This window comes from Pseudomonas sp. YH-1 (assembly GCF_051990045.1).
Classification (GTDB): domain Bacteria; phylum Pseudomonadota; class Gammaproteobacteria; order Pseudomonadales; family Pseudomonadaceae; genus Pseudomonas; species Pseudomonas nicosulfuronedens.
In genome coordinates this window covers 1,621,363-1,645,935 of sequence record NZ_CP178184.1, presented here as the reverse complement: position 1 = coordinate 1,645,935, position 24,573 = coordinate 1,621,363, and the positions used below count along the sequence as shown (strand labels likewise).

Annotated in this window: 21 protein-coding genes and 1 tRNA gene; 15 read left to right on the top strand and 7 right to left on the bottom strand. The window is 64.6% G+C overall.

From position 1 onward, the window contains the following. Positions 1-40 precede the first annotated feature (40 nt). From ACKI1H_RS07590 to ACKI1H_RS07575, 4 genes are all read left to right on the top strand, one after another. Complete coding sequence (locus ACKI1H_RS07590; RefSeq protein ID WP_045212721.1) at positions 41-1,312, top strand: YeaH/YhbH family protein; 1,272 nt, start codon at positions 41-43, stop codon at positions 1,310-1,312. Beyond that, on the top strand, positions 1,309-2,862 hold the full coding sequence (locus tag ACKI1H_RS07585; protein WP_440468040.1) for a SpoVR family protein: 1,554 nt from the start codon (positions 1,309-1,311) through the stop codon (positions 2,860-2,862). Before ACKI1H_RS07590 ends, ACKI1H_RS07585 begins: the two co-directional genes overlap by 4 nt. Before the next feature lie 58 nt (positions 2,863-2,920). Next, complete coding sequence (locus ACKI1H_RS07580) at positions 2,921-3,430, top strand: DUF4136 domain-containing protein (RefSeq protein WP_440468836.1); 510 nt, start codon at positions 2,921-2,923, stop codon at positions 3,428-3,430. A 128-nt stretch (positions 3,431-3,558) separates the two neighbouring features. Then, complete coding sequence (locus ACKI1H_RS07575; protein WP_440468039.1) at positions 3,559-4,788, top strand: multifunctional CCA addition/repair protein; 1,230 nt, start codon at positions 3,559-3,561, stop codon at positions 4,786-4,788. A 51-nt stretch (positions 4,789-4,839) separates the two neighbouring features. Here ACKI1H_RS07575 and folK read toward each other — a convergent pair whose 3' ends face one another. Together folK and folB are read right to left on the bottom strand one after the other, a co-directional pair. Then, positions 4,840-5,376, bottom strand: coding sequence for a 2-amino-4-hydroxy-6-hydroxymethyldihydropteridine diphosphokinase (folK, locus tag ACKI1H_RS07570; protein WP_138525589.1), 537 nt, complete (start codon positions 5,374-5,376; stop codon positions 4,840-4,842). Beyond that, positions 5,367-5,720 carry a dihydroneopterin aldolase gene (gene folB / locus ACKI1H_RS07565; protein WP_138525588.1) on the bottom strand — a complete coding sequence of 118 codons (354 nt, stop codon included), beginning with the start codon at positions 5,718-5,720 and terminating at the stop codon, positions 5,367-5,369. The genes folK and folB overlap by 10 nt, the downstream gene beginning before the upstream one ends. 80 nt (positions 5,721-5,800) lie before the next feature. On the opposite strand from folB, the gene plsY reads away from it, so the two are divergent. Further along, positions 5,801-6,370 (top strand): glycerol-3-phosphate 1-O-acyltransferase PlsY, encoded by a 570-nt coding sequence (gene plsY / locus ACKI1H_RS07560; protein WP_138525587.1) that lies wholly within the window; start codon positions 5,801-5,803, stop codon positions 6,368-6,370. Between the two features lie 94 nt (positions 6,371-6,464). Here plsY and tsaD read toward each other — a convergent pair whose 3' ends face one another. Next, positions 6,465-7,490 carry a tRNA (adenosine(37)-N6)-threonylcarbamoyltransferase complex transferase subunit TsaD gene (tsaD, locus tag ACKI1H_RS07555; RefSeq protein ID WP_440468038.1) on the bottom strand — a complete coding sequence of 342 codons (1,026 nt, stop codon included), beginning with the start codon at positions 7,488-7,490 and terminating at the stop codon, positions 6,465-6,467. A 200-nt stretch (positions 7,491-7,690) separates the two neighbouring features. On the opposite strand from tsaD, the gene rpsU reads away from it, so the two are divergent. The 5 genes from rpsU (at position 7,691) to ACKI1H_RS07530 (ending at position 16,005) form a co-directional block, all read left to right on the top strand. Beyond that, entirely contained in the window at positions 7,691-7,906 is a 216-nt protein-coding gene (rpsU, locus tag ACKI1H_RS07550) for a 30S ribosomal protein S21 (RefSeq protein WP_003085057.1), read from the top strand. 200 nt (positions 7,907-8,106) lie between these two features. Beyond that, the gene (dnaG, locus tag ACKI1H_RS07545) at positions 8,107-10,140 is read left to right on the top strand and encodes a DNA primase (protein ID WP_440468037.1); all 2,034 of its coding nucleotides are present in this window, start codon (positions 8,107-8,109) and stop codon (positions 10,138-10,140) included. 78 nt (positions 10,141-10,218) lie between these two features. After that, positions 10,219-12,072, top strand: a complete 1,854-nt coding sequence (rpoD, locus tag ACKI1H_RS07540; protein WP_138525584.1) for an RNA polymerase sigma factor RpoD — start codon at positions 10,219-10,221, stop codon at positions 12,070-12,072. Positions 12,073-12,177: 105 nt separating this feature from the next. Continuing rightward, positions 12,178-15,912 (top strand): bifunctional diguanylate cyclase/phosphodiesterase, encoded by a 3,735-nt coding sequence (locus tag ACKI1H_RS07535; RefSeq protein ID WP_280056179.1) that lies wholly within the window; start codon positions 12,178-12,180, stop codon positions 15,910-15,912. A 16-nt stretch (positions 15,913-15,928) separates the two neighbouring features. Further along, positions 15,929-16,005, top strand: a tRNA-Ile gene (locus ACKI1H_RS07530). Between the two features lie 56 nt (positions 16,006-16,061). On the opposite strand, the gene ACKI1H_RS07525 is transcribed toward ACKI1H_RS07530, so the two are convergent. Both ACKI1H_RS07525 and ACKI1H_RS07520 read right to left on the bottom strand, forming a co-directional pair. Further along, entirely contained in the window at positions 16,062-16,466 is a 405-nt protein-coding gene (locus ACKI1H_RS07525) for a type II toxin-antitoxin system HicB family antitoxin (protein WP_138525582.1), read from the bottom strand. A gap of 29 nt (positions 16,467-16,495) precedes the next feature. Then, on the bottom strand, positions 16,496-16,702 hold the full coding sequence (locus ACKI1H_RS07520) for a type II toxin-antitoxin system HicA family toxin (protein WP_138525581.1): 207 nt from the start codon (positions 16,700-16,702) through the stop codon (positions 16,496-16,498). Between the two features lie 433 nt (positions 16,703-17,135). On the opposite strand from ACKI1H_RS07520, the gene ACKI1H_RS07515 reads away from it, so the two are divergent. From ACKI1H_RS07515 to ACKI1H_RS07495, 5 genes are all read left to right on the top strand, one after another. Beyond that, a complete protein-coding gene (locus tag ACKI1H_RS07515) occupies positions 17,136-17,621 on the top strand; it encodes a BRO-N domain-containing protein (protein ID WP_440468036.1) in 486 nt (161 codons plus the stop codon). A gap of 333 nt (positions 17,622-17,954) precedes the next feature. Continuing rightward, on the top strand, positions 17,955-18,278 hold the full coding sequence (locus ACKI1H_RS07510) for a hypothetical protein (RefSeq protein WP_138525580.1): 324 nt from the start codon (positions 17,955-17,957) through the stop codon (positions 18,276-18,278). A 165-nt stretch (positions 18,279-18,443) separates the two neighbouring features. After that, the gene (locus ACKI1H_RS07505) at positions 18,444-20,624 is read left to right on the top strand and encodes a putative bifunctional diguanylate cyclase/phosphodiesterase (protein WP_138525579.1); all 2,181 of its coding nucleotides are present in this window, start codon (positions 18,444-18,446) and stop codon (positions 20,622-20,624) included. Then, the gene (locus ACKI1H_RS07500) at positions 20,621-22,189 is read left to right on the top strand and encodes a methyl-accepting chemotaxis protein (protein WP_440468035.1); all 1,569 of its coding nucleotides are present in this window, start codon (positions 20,621-20,623) and stop codon (positions 22,187-22,189) included. The genes ACKI1H_RS07505 and ACKI1H_RS07500 overlap by 4 nt, the downstream gene beginning before the upstream one ends. A 123-nt stretch (positions 22,190-22,312) precedes the next feature. Next, positions 22,313-22,783: a hypothetical protein gene (locus ACKI1H_RS07495; RefSeq protein WP_138525577.1), complete on the top strand. Its 471-nt coding sequence runs from the start codon at positions 22,313-22,315 to the stop codon at positions 22,781-22,783. A gap of 9 nt (positions 22,784-22,792) precedes the next feature. On the opposite strand, the gene ACKI1H_RS07490 is transcribed toward ACKI1H_RS07495, so the two are convergent. After that, positions 22,793-22,951, bottom strand: coding sequence for a YqaE/Pmp3 family membrane protein (locus tag ACKI1H_RS07490; RefSeq protein WP_017516589.1), 159 nt, complete (start codon positions 22,949-22,951; stop codon positions 22,793-22,795). A gap of 253 nt (positions 22,952-23,204) precedes the next feature. Next, complete coding sequence (locus ACKI1H_RS07485; protein WP_440468034.1) at positions 23,205-24,554, bottom strand: glutamine synthetase family protein; 1,350 nt, start codon at positions 24,552-24,554, stop codon at positions 23,205-23,207. Positions 24,555-24,573 lie beyond the last annotated feature (19 nt).

The following is a 24,573-nucleotide window of genomic DNA, read 5'->3' as shown; positions in this document are numbered from 1 at the left end:
CGGCTCCACGCCGCTGCGCAGCAGGCCCTGAGGAGCATTCATGAGCTACGTCATCGACCGGCGTCTGAACGGCAAGAACAAGAGCACGGTGAACCGCCAGCGCTTCCTGCGGCGTTACCGCGAGCACATCAAGAAGGCCGTCGAAGAGGCCGTCAGCCGCCGCTCCATCACCGACATGGAACACGGCGAGCAGATCAGTATTCCTGGCCGCGATATCGACGAGCCGGTCCTGCACCATGGTCGTGGCGGTCGCCAGACGGTGATCCACCCCGGCAACAAGGAATTCACCACCGGCGAACACATCCCGCGCCCCCAGGGCGGCGGCGGTGGTCGGGGCGCCGGCAAGGCGAGCAACCAGGGCGACGGGATGGATGACTTCGTCTTCCAGATCACCCAGGAGGAATTCCTCGACTTCATGTTCGAGGACCTGGAGCTGCCCAACCTGGTCAAGCGCCACCTCACCGGCAGTGACACCTTCAAGACCGTGCGCGCCGGCATCAGCAACGAAGGCAACCCTTCGCGCATCAACATCGTACGCACCCTGCGCTCGGCCCACGCTCGCCGCATCGCGCTGTCCGGCTCCACCCGCGGGAAATTGCGCGCGGCAATAGCGGAGCTGGATCGCCTCAAGCGCGAGGAGCCGGACAACCTCGGCGACATCCAGGAGCTGGAGCAGAAGATCGCCGGCATGCGTGCGCGCATCGACAAGGTGCCGTTCCTTGACACCTTCGACCTCAAGTACAACCTGCTGGTAAAGCAGCCCAACCCGACCTCCAAGGCCGTGATGTTCTGCCTGATGGACGTCTCCGGCTCGATGACCCAGGCCACCAAGGACATCGCCAAGCGCTTCTTCATCCTTCTCTACCTGTTCCTCAAGCGGAACTACGAGAAGATCGAGGTCGTGTTCATCCGCCACCACACCAGTGCCCGCGAGGTGGACGAGGAAGAGTTCTTCTATTCCCGCGAGACCGGCGGGACCATCGTCTCCAGCGCCCTGAAGCTGATGCAGGAGGTGATGGCCGAGCGTTATCCCACCAATGAATGGAACATCTACGCCGCCCAGGCCTCGGACGGCGACAACTGGAACGACGACTCGCCGGTCTGCCGCGACATCCTGATGAAGCAGATCATGCCGTTCGTCCAGTACTACACCTACGTCGAGATCACCCCGCGCGAGCACCAGGCGCTGTGGTTCGAGTACGAGAAGATCCGCGATACCTTCGAAGACAGCTTCGCCCAGCAGCAGATCGTCTCCGCCTCGGACATCTACCCGGTGTTCCGCGAGCTGTTCCAGAGGAGGCTCGTCGCATGAGCAAGCGCCAGCCGATCGCCACCGGCTCGGAGTGGACCTTCGAGCTGATCCAGCAATACGACCGCGAGATAAGCCGTCTCGCCGAGCGCTACGCGCTGGACACCTACCCCAACCAGATCGAGGTGATCACCGCCGAGCAGATGATGGATGCCTATGCCTCCGTCGGCATGCCCATCGGTTACAACCATTGGTCCTACGGAAAGCATTTCCTCAGCACGGAAAAGAACTACAAGCGCGGTCAGATGGGCCTGGCCTACGAGATCGTGATCAACTCCGACCCGTGCATCGCCTACCTGATGGAAGAGAACACCCAGTGCATGCAAGCGCTGGTGATCGCCCACGCCTGCTACGGGCACAACAGCTTCTTCAAGGGCAACTACCTGTTCCGCACCTGGACCGACGCCACTTCGATCATCGACTACCTGGTGTTCGCCAAGTCCTATATCAACAAGTGCGAGGAGCGTTACGGCATCGACGCCGTAGAAGACCTGCTGGACTCCTGCCACGCCCTGATGAACTACGGTGTGGACCGCTACAAGCGGCCCTACCCGATTTCCGCCGAGGAAGAGAAGCAGCGCCAGAAGGAGCGCGAGGAACAGATCCAGCGCCAGGTCAACGACCTTTGGCGGACCATTCCCAAGGCCGGCAGCAAGGACAAGGAGCAGGGCCTGGCCCGCTATCCCAGCGAGCCGCAGGAAAACATCCTCTACTTCATCGAAAAGAACGCCCCGCTGCTGGAACCCTGGCAGCGCGAAATCGTGCGCATCGTGCGCAAGGTGGCGCAGTACTTCTACCCGCAACGCCAGACCCAGGTCATGAACGAAGGCTGGGCAACCTTCTGGCACTACACCCTGATCAACGACCTCTATGACGAGGGCCTGGTCAGTGACGGCTTCATGATGGAGTTCCTCCAGTACCACACCAGCGTGGTCTACCAGCCCGGCTTCGACAGCCCCTACTACAGCGGCATCAACCCCTATGCGCTGGGCTTCGCCATGTACCGCGACATTCGCCGTATCTGCGAGCACCCCACCGAGGAAGACAAACGCTGGTTCCCCGACATCGCCGGGAGCGACTGGCTGGCCACCATGAAGTTCGCCATGAAGAGCTTCAAGGACGAAAGCTTCGTCCTGCAGTTCCTCTCACCCAAGGTGATCCGCGAGTTCAAGCTGTTCAGCATCCTCGACGACGACCAGAAGGACGACATGCTGGTCGACGCCATCCACGACGACGACGGCTACCGCAAGATCCGCGAAACCCTCGCTGCGCAGTACAACCTTGGCAACCGCGAGCCGAACATCCAGATCTGGGACGTAGACCGCCGCGGCGACCGCTCGCTGACCCTGCGCCACCAGCAGCACGACCGCAAACCCCTGGGCGACTCTACCGACGACGTACTCAGGCACCTGCACCGCCTGTGGGGCTTCGACATCCACCTGGAGACCCTGCAGGGCGAGAACATCGTCAACACCTTCCACATGCCCCCAAAGGGTGAACGCGACAGCGAGGAAGGCTACCCGCGTCTCGACCTGATCATCCCACCCATTTGATCGGTTGACCGGGGCAGCAGGCGTGACAAGCATGGCGGCAACCCCGCTGGAGACCGCCATGCGCCTGTTCGCCATTCTCCTGCTCTGCCTTGCTGTCGCCACCTGCAGCAACCCAGTCCCGCACGCCCAGGTCGCGCATCCGGCCGATGCGCGCTTGGTCGGGTTGCGCGATTTCCAGCTGATGCCGCCGGAAAACGCCGTCGACGCCCTGCCCTACCGCAGCCGTTATCCGCTGATCAATGCCCAGGTGCGCCAGGGCCTGATCGAGCGCGGCTACCGCGAAAGCGCGGCGCCGCAACTGCGCGTCTACTACTGGCTGGCGCTCCAGGACGCGCCGCTGGAGTTCAAGGTCGACGTGCCGCCGCCCGACCCACTCGGGCCTTACCTCGCCATCCACCGCCTGCGTGATGAAACCGGCACCCTGCGCCTGCGCCTGACCGATGCGCAGGAGCAGACGCTCTGGGAAGGCACCGTCAGCACCGGCCTTAGCCCCGCGCATGCCAGCGCCACCCTGCTGCAGGACGCCATCGGCGCTCTCGTGCAACAGATTCCCGCCGCCGCGCCGTAACCCCGTCTTGCGCAGGAGCGGACTCCCTGTAGGAGCGAGCTTGCTCGCGAACCGCCCAACACCAACACCTCAACTTGAAGCGAACGCCCAGAACCCCGAAGCTATCCCCCAGAACAGGAGACAGCTTCATGCAGATCTACAAGGTGGGCGGCGCCGTGCGCGATCGCCTGCTCGGCATCCCCGTCAGCGATACCGACTGGGTCGTGGTCGGCTCCAGCGCCGACGAGATGCTCGCCCAGGGCTACCGCCCGGTGGGCGCCGACTTCCCGGTATTCCTCCACCCCAAGACCGGCGAGGAATACGCCCTCGCCCGCACCGAGCGCAAAAGCGGACGCGGCTACGGCGGCTTCACCTTCTACGCCAGCCCCGACGTCACCCTGGAAGAAGACCTGATCCGCCGCGATCTGACCATCAACGCCATGGCCGAGGACGACGAAGGGCAGATCGTCGACCCCTACCACGGCCAGAAGGACCTTCAGGCCCGCCTGCTGCGCCACGTCTCCCCGGCCTTCGCCGAAGACCCGCTGCGCGTACTGCGCGTCGCCCGCTTCGCCGCGCGCTACGCCCCAATGGGCTTCTCCGTGGCCCCGGAAACCCTGGCGCTGATGCGCGAGCTGTCGGAATCCGGCGAGCTGGAGGCACTGACCGCCGAACGCAGCTGGAAGGAAATCTCCCGCGCCCTGATGGAATCTCGCCCGGACGTATTCATCCAGGTGCTGCGCGACTGTGGCGCCCTGACCGTGCTGATGCCGGAAGTCGATGCGCTGTTCGGCGTGCCGCAGCCACCGCAGCACCACCCGGAAGTGGACACTGGTGAGCACGTGCTGGCGGTGCTGCGCGAATGCGCCAAGTACGATCAGCCACTGAGCGTGCGCTGGGCCTGCCTGGTGCATGACGTCGGCAAGGGCGAGACCCGCGAGGAAGAGTGGCCCAAGCACCACGCCCACGAACACCTGGGCCTGCCGCTGATCGACACGATCAACGCACGCTTCAAGGTCCCTCGGGACTGCCAGGAGCTGGCGCGGTTGGTGGGCGAGTACCACACCCACTGCCACCGCGCGTTGGAGCTGCGACCGAACACCCTCCTGGAGCTACTGCAGTCCTTCGACATCTACCGCCGGCCGCAGCGCTTCGAGGAGTTTCTCGCCGCCAGCGAGATGGACGCCCGAGGCCGCCATGGACTGGAAGACCGCGAATACCCGCAGGCCGAGTACCTGCGCGGCGCAGCGCAGGCCGCCCGCGCGGTCGCGGTGCAGCCGCTGGTGGAGAAGGGGTACAAGGGCGCCGAACTGGGCGAAGCGCTCAAGCGTGAGCGGCTGAATGCCCTGAAGGCTTACAAGGAAAACTACGCCAGCTGAATCTGCGGGAACCCTGTAGGAGCGAGCTTGCTCGCTCCTACAGAAAAGCCCTTAGGCCGCCGGATGCGCCTCGATCAGCGCCGCCGGGGTCAGATCCACACCACGCCACTGGAACGCCACCGGCCAGAGTTTCTGACCGATGTGCGCCTCGACCCACAGGTCGGCAAAGGTGCGTTTCACGCCGGGGTGTTTCACCTCGGGCGCCAGCAACGCCAGCGGCCAGAGCACGAAGGCGTTCTTCAGCACCTCGGCGCGCGGCAGCGTCAGTCCATCGAACTCGCCGTGCAGATCACCATACAGCAGCACGTCGATATCCAGCGGCAGGCCCTTGCGCTCCGGCGCATAGCGGCCGTTGTCCGCCTCGATGTGCTTCAGGCGCAGGCTCAGCTCCGACAATGGCAGATCGGTGCGCGCGACGATCACGAAGTTGTAGAACGGGCCACTGCGAATGCCCACCGGCTCGCTCTCGAACACCGGCGAGCAGTGGATGTCCTCAAGGAAGCCGTCCAGCGCCTCCAACCCGGCGAGCAGGTGCCGCTCACGGTCGAAGTTGCTGCCCAGCCCGAGGTAGACCGTCGTCAGCGGCATCCGCGTTCGATCTCCACACCCACGCCGATGGCGGCCGCTACGGCGCCGGGCTTGGTGACTTTCAGGCGCAGCCACTGGATGCCGAACTCCGCCATCAGCAACGCGGCCAAGCGTTCGGCGAAGGTTTCCACCAGTTGAAAGTGCGCGTCACGAGCAAAAGCCATGACTCGCTCGGAGAGCACGGCATAGTCCAGGGCCTTGGCGATGTCGTCGTCGGCCGCCGCCGGGCGGTTGTCCCAGCCCAGCGTCAGGTCCAGGCGCAAGCACTGCCGGATACCCCGTTCCCAGTCATAGACGCCGATCACGGTGTCCACTTCCAGCCCCTCGATGAAAACTCTGTCCACTGACTGCATGCTCCAAGGCGACACGACAAGCGGCCGGCGCCCCGTTAGAATCGGAAACGACCTCGTCTCCGGTGGAAACCATGTTCTGGTTCTTGGCGATCCTCGCCTACCTGCTCGGATCACTGTCCTTCGCGGTACTCCTCAGTCGCCTGTTCGGCACCGCAGACCCGCGCGCCAGTGGCTCGGGCAACCCCGGCGCCACCAACATGCTGCGCCTGGCCGGCAAGAAGATCGCCATCCTCACCCTGCTGGGCGATCTCGCCAAGGGGCTGCTGCCGGTACTCATCGCCCGGATGATCGGCCTGTCCGACGTGGAGCAGGCCTGGGTCGGGCTCGCAGCGGTGATCGGTCACCTCTACCCGCTGTATTTCAACTTCCGTGGCGGCAAGGGCGTCGCCACCGCTGCCGGCATGCTGCTGGCGCTGTACCCGCCGGCGGCCCTGCTCGCAGCCGTGGCCTGGCTGGTGACCTTCAAGCTGTCGCGCACCAGCTCGCTCGCTTCCCTGGTGGCCACGCCACTGACACTGCCGCTGCTGGCCTGGCAGGAACCTTCGGCGCTGCTGCCAATGACCGTGCTTACCGGCCTGATCGTCTGGCGTCACCGCAACAACCTGCGCGACCTGATCGCCGGACGCGAACGTCACTTCTAGAGCCGCGAGCTTCCAGACCCGCGAACCGCGCTGCAAGAGAAAAAGCGGCCCATGCCGCTCAGAGCATGGGCCGCGTCGTTTGCAGCTTCATTATTCAGATCGCCGGCAGCGACTCCATTGGCCAACGCGCTTGGACGCCGATCGACGGGCCGTCCTGCTGCCCGGCCACCAGCCGCTGGCAGCCAGCATAGGCGATCATCGCGCCGTTATCGGTGCAGAAGCGCGGGCGAGCGTAGAACACCTGGCCCTTCATCTCACCGAGCATCTTTTCCAGATGCTGGCGCAGGGCCTGGTTGGCGCTGACGCCACCGGCGATCACCAGACTCTTCAGGTGAGTCTGCTTGAGTGCGCGCTTGCACTTGATGGTCAGGGTCTCAACCACTGCCGTCTGGAATGCCAGGGCGATATCGCAGCGGGTCTGCTCGCTGTCGTCGCCTTCGGCCACGCAGCGTTGCCAGGTATTCAGGGCGAAGGTCTTGAGGCCACTGAAGCTGAAATCCAGGCCCGGACGGTCGGTCATCGGACGCGGGAAGACGAAGCGACCAGCGGTACCGAGCTCGGCCAGGCGTGCGATTTCCGGGCCACCGGGGTACGCCAGGCCGAGTAGCTTGGCGGTCTTGTCGAAGGCCTCGCCGGCAGCGTCGTCCACCGACTCGCCGAGCACCTGGTAACGGCCGATGCCATCCACGCGAACCAGCTGGGTGTGGCCGCCGGACACCAACAAGGCGACGAACGGGAACTGCGGCGGCTGCTCTTCGAGCATCGGCGCCAGCAGGTGGCCTTCCATATGGTGCACGCCGACGGCCGGTATACCCCAGGCGAACGCCATGGCCTGCGCGCAGGACGCACCGACCAGCAGCGCCCCCACCAGGCCGGGACCGGCGGTATAGGCGATGGCGTCGATGTCTTCGGCGGTGCGGCCGGAATCGTCCAGCACCTGGCGAATCAGCGGCAGCATGCGTTTGACGTGATCACGGGAGGCCAGCTCGGGAACCACGCCACCGTATACGCGGTGCAGGTCGATCTGGCTGAACAGCGCGTCGGCCAGCAGGCCTTTCTCGCTGTCGTACAGGGCGACGCCGGTCTCGTCGCAGGAGGTTTCCAACCCCAGCACTAGCATGGGTTTGAGCCTTTTCTCTGGGCAAAATTGAAGCCGCGCATCATAATCGGCGGCTGGGCTTCGGACCAGTGCTTTTCGATCGGAGGCTTTGCATTCCTCCGTCCGAACGTTTAATATCCGCAACCCTTGAAAACCGCCGACTCCGAACAACCGTCAGGAGCGCGATAAATCCTCCGGTAATCATTGAAGGTACGACCTGGATGCCCGCCGTCAAAGTTAAAGAGAACGAACCCTTCGACGTAGCTCTGCGTCGTTTCAAGCGCTCCTGCGAAAAAGCAGGCGTACTGGCCGAAGTCCGTAGCCGCGAATTCTACGAAAAGCCGACCGCCGAGCGTAAGCGCAAGGCCGCTGCCGCTGTTAAGCGTCACGCCAAGAAAGTGCAGCGCGAACAGCGCCGCCGCGAGCGCCTGTACTGAGTTACAGCGCTTCGTCGCACGCTTTCCGCATCGCCCGGCCCACTCGCCGGGCGAGTGCCTGAAACCAGGCACCCCACTCCGATTCGCATTCGCGGACTTCGGAGTTTTTGCTTTTCAAGCCCCATGCTTAGTCTCAAGCCTCGCACGCACGCCCAACGCGCCGCGCTATGCTTGGGTCCACCCTGCGTCCCGATGAGTCTATGGCCGGCCTGATTCCACAACCCTTCATCGATGACCTGCTCAACCGCACCGATATTCTCGATGTGGTGAGTTCGCGCATCCAGCTGAAGAAGACCGGCAAGAACTACAGCGCCTGCTGCCCGTTCCACAAGGAGAAGACACCCTCCTTCACCGTCAGCCCCGACAAGCAGTTCTATTACTGCTTCGGCTGCGGCGCCGGCGGCAACGCGCTCGGCTTCATCATGGACCACGACCAGCTGGATTTCGTCCAGGCGGTCGAGGACCTGGCCAAGCGCGCCGGCATGGACGTGCCCCGCGAGGAAGGCCGGCGCGGCAACAAGCCCCGCCAACCGGTCGACTCGCCGCTCTACCCGCTGCTGGCCGGTGCTGCCGAGTTCTACCGCCAGGCGCTGAAGGGCCACCCGGCGCGCAAGGCTGCGGTGGAATACCTCAAGGGCCGCGGCCTGACCGGCGAGATCGCCCGCGACTTCGGACTGGGCTTTGCTCCGCCGGGCTGGGATAACCTGCTGAAGAACCTGGGCGGCGACAACCTGCAGCTCAAGGCCATGCTCGATGCCGGCCTGCTGGTGGAAAACCCCGACAGCGGCAAGCGCTACGACCGCTTCCGCGACCGGGTGATCTTCCCCATCCGCGACAGCCGCGGCCGGGTGATCGCCTTTGGCGGCCGGGTACTGGGCGACGACAAGCCGAAATACCTGAACTCGCCGGAAACCCCGGTTTTCCATAAAGGGCAGGAGCTCTACGGCCTGTACGAAGCCCGAAAGAACAACCGGGATCTCGACGAGATCATGGTGGTCGAAGGCTACATGGACGTCATTGCACTGGCGCAACAGGGTATCCGCAATGCGGTCGCGACCCTGGGTACGGCCACCAGCGAAGAACACATCAAGCGGCTGTTCCGCATCGTGCCGAACATCCTCTTCTGCTTCGACGGCGACCAGGCCGGCCGCAATGCCGCCTGGCGCGCACTGGAGTCGGCGCTGAGCAACCTGCAGGACGGACGCAAGGTGCGCTTCCTGTTCCTGCCCGAGGGCGAAGACCCGGACAGCCTGGTACGCGCCGAAGGCCCGGACGCGTTCCGCGCCCGCCTCGCTCACCAGGCCCAGCCGCTGGCAGACTATTTCTTCCAGCAACTGACCCTGGAAGCCGACCCCAGCACGCTGGAAGGCAAGGCGCACCTGGCGACCCTGGCCGGGCCGTTGCTGGAGAAAATCCCCGGCAACACCCTGCGCCTGCTGATGCGCCAGCGCCTGGGCGAGATTACCGGCCTGTCCGCCGAGGCGCTCAGCCAGATCAGCGCGCCGCGCTCCGGCTTCGCCGGCCAGGGTAAACCGAGCCATAACCCCGCTCCGGCGCAGGCGCTCGGCTCGGACCACGCCCACGAGTACGCCGACTACGACATGGGGCAGTTCGCCGGCCAATTCGCAGAGCATGGCGACAGCCATTACCAGGATGCTTCGAACTACTTCGAGGCGCCGCAGGAATTTTCCGCCGGCAACGGCGGTGCCAAGCAGGGCAAGAAGCCCTGGAAGGGCGATCGCAAATTGGACGGCAAAGGCAAGAAAGGCGACTTCACGCCGCGCCAGCCACGCACCGAGATCAGCGTCGAATCACCGACCCTGACCGCGCTGCGCACCCTGCTGCACCATCCTCAACTGGCGCAGAGCGTCGAGGATGCGAGCCACTTCTCCAACGAGGGACAGACCTATTCGCAACTGCTCGCGGCCCTGGTCGAAGCGTTGCAGAAGAATCCGAAACAGAGCTCGATGCACCTCATCGCGCGCTGGCACGGAACACCCCAAGGGCGCCTGCTGCAGGTGCTGGCGGGGAAAGAATGGCTGATTGATGACGGCAATCTTGAAAAGCAGTTCGTCGACACCATTACTACACTTGCACACAACCAACTGCTCAGCAGCCGCGAAGCCCGCCTGCACAGTGTGCTGCGAAAGAATCCCAGTGAACTGACCGACGAAGAGAAAGCGTTACTGCGGGAGCACTACAGCACCCCCTCTTCAACAGGCAGCCAGAGCTGAACTGGCGCCTGAAGCCTCGAATCTGGTATAATCCTCGGCTTATTTCAGCCCGCCAAGACCTTCAGTGGATAGGGTGTTATGTCCGGAAAAGCGCAACAGCAATCTCGTCTCAAAGAGTTGATCACCCGTGGTCGTGAGCAGGGTTACCTGACTTACGCGGAGGTCAACGACCACCTGCCGGAGGATATCTCTGATCCGGAACAGGTAGAAGACATCATCCGCATGATCAACGACATGGGGATCAACGTATTCGAGACAGCCCCGGATGCGGATGCCCTGTTGCTGGCGGAAACCGATACCGATGAAGCTGCCGCCGAAGAAGCTGCTGCCGCCCTTGCTGCGGTAGAGAGCGACGTTGGCCGCACGACCGACCCGGTGCGCATGTACATGCGCGAAATGGGTACCGTGGAACTGCTGACCCGCGAAGGCGAGATCGAAATCGCCAAACGCATCGAGGAAGGCATCCGCGAGGTCATGAGTGCCATCGCCCAGTTCCCTGGCGCGGTGGACGGCATTCTCGAAGAGTACAACCGCATCGTCGCCGAAGGCGGCCGCCTGTCGGACGTCCTCAGTGGCTACATCGACCCGGATGACGGCACCCTGCCGGCCGAGGAAGTCGAGCCGGTTGGTCTGAAAGATGACGCCGAAGCCAAGGACAAGGACAAGGACGAAGAGGACGAAGAGTCCGACGGCGATAGCGAAGAAGAAGAAGGCGATGGCGGTCCGGATCCGGAAGAAGCCGCTCGTCGATTCGGCGCCGTTTCCGAGCAGCTGGAAAAAGCCAAGAAGGCTCTGAAGAAGCATGGCCGTGGCAGCAAGCAGGCCACCGAAGAGCTGGTTGCTCTGGCCGAGCTGTTCATGCCGATCAAGCTCGTGCCCAAGCAGTTCGACGTGCTGGTCGCCAAGGTCCGCGATGCGCTGGACAGCGTGCGTCGCCAGGAACGCGCCATCATGCAGCTGTGCGTGCGTGATGCCCGCATGCCGCGTGCCGACTTCCTGCGCCAGTTCCCCGGCCACGAAACCGACACCGCCTGGGTCGATGCCATCCTCAAGGGCAAGCCCAAGTACGCCGAGGCCATCGAGCGCCTGCGTGACGACATCCTGCGCAACCAGCAGAAGCTGGTCGACCTGGAAGCCAGCTCGCAGCTGACCGTTGCCGAGATCAAGGACGTCAACCGCTCCATGTCCATCGGCGAGGCGAAAGCCCGTCGTGCGAAGAAGGAGATGGTCGAGGCGAACCTGCGTCTGGTGATCTCCATCGCCAAGAAGTACACCAACCGCGGCCTGCAGTTCCTCGACCTGATCCAGGAAGGCAACATCGGCCTGATGAAGGCGGTGGACAAGTTCGAATACCGTCGCGGCTACAAGTTCTCGACCTACGCCACCTGGTGGATTCGCCAGGCGATCACCCGCTCGATCGCCGACCAGGCCCGCACCATCCGTATTCCGGTGCACATGATCGAGACGATCAACAAGCTCAACCGTATCTCCCGCCAGATGTTGCAGGAGATGGGCCGTGAACCGACCCCGGAAGAGCTGGGCGAACGCATGGACATGCCGGAAGACAAGATCCGCAAGGTCCTGAAGATCGCCAAGGAACCGATCTCCATGGAAACGCCGATCGGTGACGACGAAGACTCGCACCTGGGCGACTTCATCGAGGACTCCACCATGCAGTCGCCGATCGAAGTGGCGACCAGCGAGAGCCTCAAGGAAGCCACCCGCGAAGTCCTCGCCGGCCTCACCGCTCGCGAAGCCAAGGTCCTGCGCATGCGCTTCGGCATCGACATGAATACCGACCACACCCTCGAGGAAGTGGGTAAGCAGTTCGATGTAACCCGCGAACGTATCCGTCAGATCGAAGCCAAGGCGCTGCGCAAGCTGCGCCACCCGTCGCGAAGCGAGCACCTGCGCTCCTTCCTCGACGAGTGACGAAGAACCCCCGGCCAAAACCGGGGGTTTTTCTTTGGGCCTTCCATCGGGCAAAGTGCCACGTCTACACTTCGGCATAGTCCCCTCCCTGGAATGAGGCCCTTCATGCCGCGTCTGCAGGCAGTTCTACTGTGGTGCCTCGCATTCTGGGCGGGACAGGCATTCGCCCTGAGCCTCTCGCCCGAGGAGCAGCAGTGGCTGCAGGCGCACCCTACGCTGCGCCTGGGCGTGGACGCCTCCTGGCCCCCCTTCGAGTTTCGCGACAACGACGGCCAGTACCAGGGGCTGGCCGCCAGCTACGTCAAGGTCATCAGTGACCAGCTCAAGATCAAGCTGCAACCGGTGGAGCCAGCAAGCTGGAGCGAAGTCCTGCGACAGGCCCGCGATAACCGCATCGACCTGCTCCCCGGCATCATGGCCACCCCGGAGCGGCTCGATTACCTGACCTTCTCCCGTCCCTACCTCGACTTCCCGATCATCATCCTGGCGCGCAAGAGCGGTCCCGCCCCCTCCAGTGTGAAGGAGCTCTACGGCCTGAAGGTCGGTGTGGTCGCCCACTACGCCCCGCATGAACTGCTGGTCGCCAAGCATCCCGACCTCAACCTGCAGCCGCTGCCCAGCGTCGCCGCCGGCTTGCAGGCACTGGCCGTCGGCCAGGTAGACGCCTTCGTCGGCGACCTCGCTTCCAGCGTCTGGAACCTGCGTCAACTGAAGCTGGAGGGCCTGCAGATCAGCGGCGAGACGCCCTACCGATATCAACTGGCGATGGGCGTGCCGAAAAGTCAGGCGATCTTCGTCGGCATCCTGGACAAGGTGCTGGCGGACCTGACCGTCGAACAGATCGACGGTTTGCAGGCACCCTGGGTTGGCGGTCTGGTAGACCGCCGCAGCGTCTGGCCCGAGGTGTTCCGCGTCGTCGTACCGATCGCTCTCCTCAGCGCCCTTACCCTGCTGGTGCTGTTCACCATGAACCGCCGCCTGCGTGGCGAAATGCAGCGCCGCGAAAAACTCGAACAGGCCCTGCGCGACAGCGAGCAGCATTATCGCGGCCTGGTGGAAAGCCTCACCGCCATCGCCTGGGAAATGCGCCTGGCGGAAAACCGCTTCACCTACGTATCTCCCCACGCCCAGCGACTACTCGGCTATCCGCTCAGCGACTGGCTGGAGCCCGGCTTCTGGCAACGCACGCTGTACCCGGACGACGCCGAGCACGCCATCCACTTCTGCAAGACGGAGAGCCTGGCCGGGCGAAACCACAGCTTCGACTACCGCATGCTGGCCGCCGACGGGCGAATCGTCTGGATCCGCGATATCGTCACGCTGATCCACCACGGCGATGACCTGATCCTGCGCGGCCTGATGATCGACATCACCGAAGCCAAGCACACCGAGCAGGCGCTGCGCCTGTCCGAACAGAAATTCGCCTCGGTGTTCCATCATTGCCCGGACATCATCGTCCTGGCACGACGCATCGACGGCAAACTGCTGGCAGTGAACAGCACCTTCGAGCGGCAGATCGGCATACCCGCCAGCGAAGCCCTGGGCAAGACCTCCACCGAACTGGGCATCTGGGGCGCCCCCGGCATGGGGCCCATGATGCTGCAGCGCCTGCAGGGCGAACCGCTGAACAACGTCGAGATCCCACTCAACCGCCGCGACGGCGGCCGCTTCACCGGGTTGCTCTCGGCCCAGCACGTCGTCCTCGACGACACCCCCGCGCTGGTGGTGGTGGTGCGCAACATCACCCAGGTCAAGGAGACCCAGGAGCAACTGCGCGTCTCCGAAGAGAAGTTCGCCAAGGCCTTCCACGCCTCCCCCGACGGCATGCTGATCTCCCGCATCAGCGATGGCCGGCTGGTGGAAGTGAACCAGGGCTTCACCCGCATCACCGGCTTCAGCCGCGAGGAAGCTGCCGAGCGCTCCACCCTCGACCTGCGCCTGTGGGCCAACCCGGCCGACCGCAGCAAGCTGCTGGGCATCCTCGACAACAGCGCCAGCGCACCGGACTTCACTGCTCAAATTCGCACCCGCGATGGCAGCCTTCGCCTGTGCGAGCTGTCCGCCCACCGTATCACCATCGGTAACGACGACTGCATGCTGACCATCGCCCGGGACATCACCGAGCAACAGCAGATGCAGGAAAAACTCCGCCTCGCCGCCACCGTGTTCGAAAGCACCGCCGAAGGCGTGATGATCACCGATGCCCGTCAACGAATAGTCGCGGTCAACCGCGCCTTCAGCGAGATCACCGGCTACAGCGAACAGGAAGCCCTCGGCAGCTCGCCGCGCCTGCTCGCCTCCGGCCAGCACGACAGCAGCTTCTACGTCGCCCTCTGGCACCAGCTCAATGCCGAGGGCCACTGGCAAGGCGAGATCTGGAACCGCCGCAAGAACCAGGAGCTCTACCCGGAGTGGCTGACCGTCAGCGCCGTGCGCAACGCCGACGGCGAGCTCTCGCACTATGTGGGCGTGTTCGCCGATATCTCCACCCTCAAGTACGCCCAGGCGCGGCTCGACTACCAGGCCCACCACGACCCGCTCACCGGCCTGCCCAACCGCCTGCTGTTCGAAAGCCGCCTGAACGCCTCGCTCAAGGAAGCCCAGGAAGAGAACCACCAGGGTGCCGTGCTGTTCCTCGACCTCGACCGCTTCAAGCATATCAACGACAGCCTCGGCCACCCGGTCGGCGACCTGCTGCTGAAATCCATCGCCACCCGCCTGCGCGAGCAATTGCGCGACGTCGATACCGTGGCCCGCCAGGGCGGCGACGAATTCATCATCCTGTTGCCCGGCCTGCACCACGCGCTGGACGCCGAACACGTGGCGAACAAGCTCCTGCTCTGCTTCGACAAACCGTTCATCGCCGGCGAACAGGAGTTCTTCGTCAGCGCCAGCATCGGCATCTGCCTCTATCCCAGCGATGGCGGCGACGTCGCCACCCTGGTGAAGAACGCCGACGCCGCCATGTACCGGGCCAAGGCCCAGGGCCGCAACCGCGTCGAGTTCTACACCCGCGAGCTGACCTTCCAGGCCACCGAGCGCATGGCCCTGGAGCACGAACTGCGCCGTGCCCTGGAGAGCGACCAACTGCAGCTCTACTACCAGCCCAAGCTGTCCCTCGCCAGCGGCCAGCTTGTAGGAGCAGAGGCGCTGATCCGCTGGAAGCATCCGCAATTCGGCGCGATCTCTCCGGATCGCTTCATCCCCCTGGCCGAGGAAAACGGCCTGATCCTGCCGTTGGGCGATTGGGTACTGCGCGAAGCCTGCCGGCAGATGAGTCGCTGGCAAGACAGCCACGCCGCCTTCGGTCCGCTGTCGGTCAACCTCGCCGGTGCGCAGTTGCGCCAGACCAGCCTGGTCGAGCGCATCCGCGAACTGCTCGCCCACTACAACCTCCAGCCCTCGCGCCTGCAGCTGGAGATCACCGAAAGCTTCCTCATGCACCAGACCGAGGAAGCCCTGTCGATCCTGCACAGCCTCAAGCACCTCGGCGTGCAACTGGCCATCGACGACTTCGGCACCGGCTACTCCTCGCTCAGCTACCTCAAGCAGCTACCACTGGACACGCTGAAGATCGACCAGTCCTTCGTCCACGGCCTGCCGGACGACCCTCACGACGCCGCCATCGCCCGGGCCATCATCGCCCTGGGCCGCAGCATGAACCTCACGGTGATTGCCGAAGGCGTGGAACACGAAGCCCAGGAACGCTTCCTCGAAGCCGAAGGCTGCGACCAGATCCAGGGCTACGCCCTGAGCGCCCCGCTACCGGCCGACGCCTTTGCCAACCGCTTCCTGGTCCCGCTGCATCCGGTTGGCGCAAGCCAGAACGCACCGGTATAATCCGCCCGCCTTCTGGGGGCCTATAGCTCAGTTGGTTAGAGCAGAGGACTCATAATCCTTTGGTCCACGGTTCAAGTCCGTGTGGGCCCACCACCCTTTCAGCAAAAGCCGCGCGGATGCGCGGCTTTTTCGTTTCTGCCATGAGGCGATTAGGACTGCGCCAGTTCCCGCAGCGCCGCCGTGGCGAGGAAGCCGGAGCGGGAGCTGTAGCGTTGGTCCTTGCTGACTCGGTCGTCGATGCGTTGCAGCAGGTGTTCGGGCAGCGTGGCGTTGAAGCGCACGGCCTTGCCCAGATACGGCGTGACGTCGAACTCGATCACCGCCCAGACTCCGCCGGCGTAGTCCGGGTTGTTCAGGTGCTGGTCAATGGCTTGCGGTTGTGGCAACCCTTCGCCGTCCGCGACCAGCCCCTCGAAATGCAAGGCAAGGGCTTCTTTCGCGTTATCCAGGGCTTCATCGACGGTACAGCCGGCAGAAAAACAGCCGGGCACATCCGGCAGGGTGACGCCGTAGTCGCTGTCGGGGTCCTTGTGGAGCACGACGGGAAATTTCATGGGTGGGCACCTGCTGTCACGTATTGGGTTCAGTGGCTCGCACTGGATTGCCCAGGCTTGAGGCCGGCCTGCTTGAGGATGTTGCTCACAGTTCCCTTTGGCAGGCTGGCTTTCGGATGTGGGACCGTCACCTTGCCGGACTTGGCCGGGTGTTTGAACTGGTGATGGCTGCCGTTACAGCCGATCTCGAACCAGCCATCCTCGGTCAACAGATCAATGATTTCTTTGCTGCGCATCGACGCTCTCCCGACGGTGCAGCAGTGTGTACCGTACACACCACCATCGAAGTCCGTCAATGTGACGAGGAGGTAAGCCGACAGGCGCTGCATTTGCCCTTGCTGGAGGCAGGTTCGCCGCAGACCAGCGGTAATTCCCGAATCGCCCTACGCCGCAATGGCGTTGCTGTCCTACAAGGGCTCTGCGTAGCGTTCCGTCTGCCACGGTTCGCCGTGGCCGGGAGTGGAATCCTGAAAACGAGTACGACACGTAAGCCATCTGCAGAGAGCGATTGCCGACTAGCATTCACTGTCTCTCGGTCTATGGCGGACCGTGTGAGGTGGGCTATTGCCCTACCGGTTCGTACTCGTTTCCGGCATTCCACCCTTGCACGGTCCGCCTCCCTCTTCGGTTGTTCGGGCGGCGGCTTCTGGATGTACATGGAGAGACAGCATGAAGTTTTCCGATTCGATGTCGGCCGACGAAGGCCTGATTCCCACTGTGTTCCAACGCTACAACCGTCGTCTGCGCGGGCTGCTGATCGAGCGGCAGGCGTGGTTCGTCCTGCGCGATCTGGCCAAGCTGACCAACAGCCACCTGGGTGAGCGGGTCACCAGCAAGCTCGACCCGGACCAGCTTCGCCATGAGCAGTTGGCGGGCTGTGACGAAAAGCTCTACCTGGTCAGTGAAAGCGGCCTGTACGCGTTGCTGATGGTGCATTTCTACCACCCGGAAAACCGCAGCCTGCGGCAGTGGCTGAGCAACGAGGTGCTGCCGGCGCTGAGGGATGCGCAGCAGCACAATCCGCACCTGCCGCAGCGGCGGATGGAGCAGGTGGAAGGCCATCTGATGAGCGTGATGGACTGGCAGGGCAAGCTCTGGGTGCGCTGGAGCGATGCGGTGCGGATGATGGAAGATCAGGTGCGTTCGCTGCACTGAAGCGCCGCAGGTGCCCCTCGTAGGATGGCGTGGAGCGAAGCGATACCCATCGCTTCACGCCGCCACGGAAGGGTGAGAGTTGCTGATGCCCATCACGTAGGGCGCATAACGCATCAGCGTTATCCGCCGCCCCAGGTCTGGCGGATAACCTGTTCCAGGTTATGCGCCCTACATTTGCCGCAGGTTTCTGGCAGTTTTCCGGCACCGCAATGCGAGCCACTTCACACTCGCCGTCGACCATCTGGCACAAGCGCTCCGCCAACATGACAGACGTCAATATCAGATTGCCACTAGCCATTAAATTGGCATCTCCCTGATATGAGTGAACCCCTCATGACTCTCCACCGGTATCCAGTCCAGTTGCTGGTCACTTCCCAGGACCCGGCGCTGGCGCGCCAGGTTCGTGCGTTGCTGGCGGCCTACGAACTGCCCTGCGCGGTGATGGAAGGACCGCGCAACTGCGAGCAGGCGCCGCTGTGCCGATGGTTCAAGGACGCGCCTTTGAGCGATTCGGCGCGCTTGCAGGCGCTATTGGCCGATGCCATCGGGGTACTGGAGAGAACCCGTCACGCCTTCCGCTCCCGCGAGCTGGGCGAGTTGCGCCAGCGCCTGAGCGGCGCGCTGCAGGAGTTGTCGGGGCCGCGCTCGCTGGTGTAAAAGACTCCCACCCGCGTTCCGCCGTTGCGGAAGCTGGCTTTGCCGGGCAGGACTTGTGGGCCTGCAAGACAAAGCGCCGAGTTGGTCGCCGTCGATTTCGACTGGACGACGAGCCGGCGCTTTTTTCATGCCCGACAAAAACAGCAGACCCGCAAGGAGCCGAACATGGGCCTGGGACCGAAGCTCGAGAGCGTGCTCGAGCGCATCGGCCTGTCGACGACGGAAGTCGAACAGCGCCTGAGTTACCTGGAGTGGCGCAAGGAGGATGGCTGCCACCTCCACGGCCGTGCCGCCGAACTGGAGGGCTGCCACCAGCGCTTCATCGAGCAGCTCTACGACCACCTGCGTCACTACCCTCCATTGGGGGCGATCCTCGCCGAGCCGGCGACGCTGGCGCGGCTGAAATGCAGCCAGTTCGAGTACTACCGCCAACTCTGGGACGCCCCGCAGGACGCCGACTACGTGCGCGATCGCCTGCGCATCGGGCTGGTGCACCAGCAGGTGGGCGTCGAGCTGAAGTGGTACCTGGGCGCCTATCGCCTGTACCTGGACCAGATGCTCGCCGACCTGATGGGCGACGCCCCGGAAGCCAAGACCTACGCCAGCCTGCTCAAACGCGTGTTCTTCGATATGTCGCTGGCCATCGACACTTACGGCGCCGCCCAGCGCCAGGCGCTGGAGGACAGCGAGGCGCGCTACGCCCGCGCACTGCGCGGCGCCAACGACGGTATCTGGGACTGGGACCTGGGCAACGACCGCCTCTACGTCTCCGAGCGCTGGGCGCGCATGCTCGGCCTGACCCGCGACAACCTCGGCGAAGGCAGCACCAGCTGGTTCGCCCGCGTGCACCCGGACGACCTGCCCGGCCTGCGCAAGGCCATCGACGCGCACCTGCGTGGCAGCAGCGCGCTGCTCAGCCACGAGTACCGCATCCGCCAGCGCGATGGTAACTACCTCTGGGTGCTGGCCCGTGGCGTGGTCACCGACGGGCGCATGGCCGGCTCGCAGACCGACATCAGCCAGCACAAGGCCAGCGAACACCAGCTCAGCCACGCGGCGCGGCACGACCCGCTCACCGGCCTGGGCAATCGCCTGCGCCTGGACGAACTGCTGCAGCAGGCGCTGATGCGCCAGCGCCGCCCCGGCGCGCGCGAATCCGGTCTGCTGTTCATCGACCTGGACCGCTTCAAGCTGATCAACGACAGCCTCGGCCATGCCGTGGGCGACCGCGTGCTGGTGGAGGTCTCCCAGCGCCTGCTGCGCTGCCTGCGACCGGGCGATCACCTGGCGCGCTTCGGCGGCGACGAGTTCGTGGTACTGCTGGATGACCTGGCCAGCCTGGCCGACGCCGAGCAGGTCGCGCAGCGCATGCTCGATTGCCTGCGCCAGCCGCTGCACGTGGATGGCCGCACACTGGTGGTCAGCGCCAGCATCGGCATCACCGGGCTGATGACCGACGGCCAGGCCATCGACACCCTGCAGGCCGCCGACCTCGCGCTGTACCGCGCCAAGGAGGCCGGCAAGGCGCAGTACGCGCGCTTCAGCCTGGAGCTGCAGGCCGAGGCGCAACGCCGGCTGGAGCTGGAAAGCGCGCTGGCCCAGGCGCTGCGCCGCGAGGAATTCAGCCTGCACTACCAGCCCATCGTCCGCCTGGACCGCGACTCGCCGCACTGGGAGGCGGTGGAAGTGCTGCTGCGCTGGAAGCACAACGGCGAGTCGGTTTCGCCGCTGGACTTCATCCCCGCGTTGGAAGAGTCCGGCGAGATCGTCCACGTCGGCGACTGGGTGCTGCGCCAGGCCTGTCGGCAGACGGCGCAGTGGCAGCGTCAGGGCCATCGCAACCTGTACTGCTCGGTCAACCTGTCGAGCCGGCAGCTGCAACAGCCGGGTTTCGCCGCGCGGGTGCAGCGAATCCTCGCCGAGAGCGGCCTGTCGCCGCGCAGCCTGGTGCTGGAGATCACCGAGAGCCTGCTGATGCAGGACGGTGCGGAAACCCTCGCCTGTCTGCGCGAGCTGGCCGCCGAAGGCGTGCGCCTGGCCCTGGATGACTTCGGCACCGGCTACTCCTCGTTGGGCTACCTCAAGCGCTACCCGCTGCACATCCTCAAGGTCGACCGCAGCTTCATCACCCGCGTGCCGGACGACCCGGAGCTCAGCGCCATCTGCCGCGCGATCATTGGCCTGGGCCACAGCCTGGGCCTGGAAGTGGTGGCCGAGGGCGTGGAACGTCAGGAGCACCTCGACTTCCTGCGTCAGGAAGGTTGCCGACATGCGCAGGGCTTCCTGTTCAGCAAGCCATTGGCGCCGGAGCAGCTCTTCCAGACTCGTCTGGAGCACCAGCGATGAAGCAGAACCTGCCAATCACCGGGCACCCGGTGGATGTACCGCTCAACGCCAACATTTTCTCCACCACCGACCTCAAGGGCGCGGTCACCCATGTGAACCCGGACTTCCTGAAGATCAGCGGCTTCGAGGCCGAAGAGCTGGTGGGTTTCAACCATAACCGCGTGCGCCACCCGGACATGCCGCCCGCCGCCTTTGCCCACCTCTGGCAGACGCTGCAGGCCGGCCGCAGTTGGATGGGCCTGGTGAAGAACCGCTGCAAGAACGGTGACCACTACTGGGTCAGCGCCTTCGTTACGCCAATCCGCCATGGCGGCAAGGTGGTCGAGTACCAGTCGGTGCGCACACGTCCTGGCGCCGAACAGGTCGACGCGGCGGAGCGCCTGTACGCCAGGATGCGCGGGGGAGCGAAGTTGCGCCGCCTTCGTCTTCCGCTGGTGGCGCAGCTGTTGCTCGGCCTGCTGCTGGCGCAGGCCGGAGGCGCCCTGTTGGCGCTGCTGCTACCCAAACTGGCGGCGTTGGCGTTCCTGCTCGCGCTGGGTGTTTCCGCGACTTGGTTGGTACTACGGCTGCAACCGCTAGGTGCTTTGCTCGCAAAGGCGCGGAAGGTCGCCGACAACCCGCTCAGCCAGCAGCTTTACTCGGGCCGCGCTGACGAGTTCGGTGAACTGGATTTCGCCTTCCGCATGCTGGAGGCGGAGACGGCGGCGGTGGTCGGGCGCATGGCGGACGCCTCGCGGCAACTGGCCGAACATTCCGCCGCGCTGGCCGACGCCATGGCCGGCGGCAGCGCCGCTTCGCAGTTGCAGCAGCGCGAGACCGAGCAGGTTTCCAGCGCCATGCAGCAACTGGCGCAGAGCGTCCAGGAGGTCGCCCGCCATGCGCAGCACAGTGCAGTGGCGGCGCAATGCAGCGAACGCATCACCCAGTCCGGACATCAGGACGTGCATGGCACGCGCGGACAGCTCGCCGCGCTGGAAGCCGGCGTGCGCGCGGCAAGCACGGCGGTGGAGCAGCAGAAGGAACACAGCGAGGCGATCTCGCGGATGCTCGACGTGATCCGTGATGTGGCCGGGCAGACCAACCTGCTGGCGCTGAACGCCGCCATCGAGGCGGCGCGCGCAGGGGAAAGCGGGCGCGGTTTTGCGGTGGTCGCCGACGAGGTCCGCGCACTGGCCTCGCGCACGGAGCATTCCGCGCGGGACATCCAGTCGCTGGTGGGCAACCTTCAGCAGGGCGCCGAGGATTCGGTACGGGCGCTCTGGCACTGCTGTGACCAGGCGGTGGCCAGCCTGGAGCAGGCCGGCCAGGCGGCGGGCACGCTGGAGAAGATCAGCGAACAGGTCTCGGCGATCCAACGCATGAGTCTGGAGATCGCCGAGGCCATCGAGGAACAGGGCGTCGCCAGCGAAGACGTGCAGCGCAGCCTGCACGCCATTCGCGGCTCGGCCGACAGCAACGCAGCGAAGGTCGACACCTGCCAGCGCAGCGCCGCGCGCATGGCGGAACTGTCAGCGGAGCTACGGATGCTGGCGGAGCATTTCTGGGAGGGCAGCCGGGCCGGTTAGCACTGAAGATGGACCCGCTCAACCGGCCCACTTGGCGCAGTGAAGTGCTTGCGGAAGAATGGCACCCTTCCATCACCCGGCGCCGGCCACTCTGCCGGCACGCCGCCGCAACGAGTTCGCAGCATGATTCCCTACGGCCTGAGCCCCGACCAGTTCCGCACTCGCTACCGGCGTTTCCTGCAACGCGCGGCACCGGCCACCATCGACAAGCTGCGCACACTCCTGCAGCGCAGCTTGCCCGATGAGTCACTGACCGGTGAGGTTCAGCTGTTCCTGGGTGAAGACGGTCTGGATATGCCGGAAGCGTGGCTGTATCTCAGCGGAGAAAACAACAAGGTCGATGCGGCCGACTCCGGTCTGTTCGCCGGCAAGGCACTCGACCTGCAGCTAGCCCTGGAAAACACCCCGGAATTTGATGCCGCGTACTTCGGAGAGGACTTCGATGGCGTTGCCTTGATCGCCAACACGCTCAAGGCGTGGTTCGCCGAATGCTGGTGGAAGGCCGGTGGCTGGAGCTGGCCTGTTGCGCTCACCCTCGCCGTACATGACGAGTTCGGCGACGGCGAACGCATCGCCCTGACCGAGACGGCCTGAGCCGGAGACTCAGCGTTTGGCGATGATGTACACGGCGTGGACGATGCCGGGGATGTAGCCGAGCAGCGTCAGCAGGATGTTGAGCCAGAACGCTCCGCCGAAACCGACCTGGAGGAACACGCCCAGGGGTGGCAGAAGAATGGCGATGAGGATGCGGATGAAGTCCATGCGGTGGCTCCTTGTGAGATTGCCTCGTGCAGGGAGTTGACCGCTGGCGGGCGGAGCGGGTTCAGAGAATCTGGCTGGCTACGACGCTCGCCTGTAGGAGCGTCCCATGAACGCGATCGCGGGCATGGCCCGCTCCTGCAGGATCATGCCCAGCATCGCGGCTGGTTTTTCGTAGGAGCGAGCTTGCTCGCGAACCAGCCCTGCAGCGAGGGGTGTTCGCGAGCAAGCTCGCTCCTACAGGGAACATCGGGCGTTACAGGAACCAGCGGTACTCCCGCGCGCTGACTTCGTTCATGAAGTCCAGGTGGTCGTGGCGCTTGTTCTCGCAGTAGACGAAGACGAACTCGCTGCCCAGGCCTTCCTTCACTACCGGGTGGTCTTCCATCTCGGCGACGGCGCCCAGCATGTCGCGGGGGAAGTCGATGCCGCTGGAGCGGTCTTCGTTGAGCGGCGGGATCGGTTCCTGGCAAGCTTCCAGGCCGTGTTCCATGCCGGTGAGGATCGCCGCCAGCACCAGGTAGGGGTTGGCGTCCGCGCCGGCCAGGCGGTGTTCGATGCGCAGGTTCCTGCCATCGGACTCGGGGATGCGGATGCACGCATCGCGGTCCTCGAAGCCCCAACTGGCCTTGCTCGCCGCGTTCACACGAGAGCCGTAGCGGCGGTAGGCGTTGTGGTTGGCGGCGAAGATCGGCATGCAGTGCGGCAGCAGTTCCAGACAGCCGGCCACGGCGTGGCGCAGGGCCTGCTGGTTGTCGCGGTCGAGCAGGTTGTTGCCGTCGCGGTCATATAGGCTGACATGCACATGCATGCCGCTGCCCGGTGCGTGCAGGTAAGGCTTGCTCATGAAGCTGGCGCGATGGCCGTGCTTGAGCGCTACGCCACGGGTGGCGCGGGTAAACAGCGCGGCCTGGTCAGCGGCGTGCAGGCCGTCGTCGCAGTGGGCGAAGTTGATCTCGAACTGGCCCGGGCCGATCTCGGCGGTGATGACGTTGGCATCCACGCCCTGCTCGCGGGAGGCTTCGACGATCTCGTGGAGCACGTCGGAGAAGCGCGACAGGCGCTCGATGTGCATGTTCGGCTGGTCGTCCTCGTCGTCGCACAGCGGATCGCGCGGGTACTGCGGCAGGCCACCGTCGAGCTTCTTGTCGAACAGGTAGAACTCCAGTTCGAAGGCCACTACCGGGCGGATGCCCTTGGACTCCAGGCGCTGCATGACGCGGGCGAGCACTTCGCGCGGCTCGAATTCGATGGGCGCCTCGGTACCGTCGGAGCTGATCAGCATCTGCCCCAGCGGCTGGTTCTCCCAGCGCACCGGTTTGAGCGAACCGGGGATCAAGCGGCGCGGCGCGTCCGGGTCACCGTCGTTGAAGCAGTAGTCGCCGATGGGGTGCAGACCACCCTGTACGCCCAGCAGCACGCAGTTCTGCGGCAGTTTCAGCGGGCTGCCGGCGGCGACCTTTTCCAGCATGTCCACGGGGTAGCGCTTGCCGTAGAAGTGGCCGGGAATGTCCAGGCAGATCAGGTCGACGTAGCGGATGTCCGGGTATTGCTGGCGGAAGGCGCGGACTTCGCTGAGCAGGTCGGGATGCATCGGGCGGTTCATGATTTCTCTTGGGCCTTTG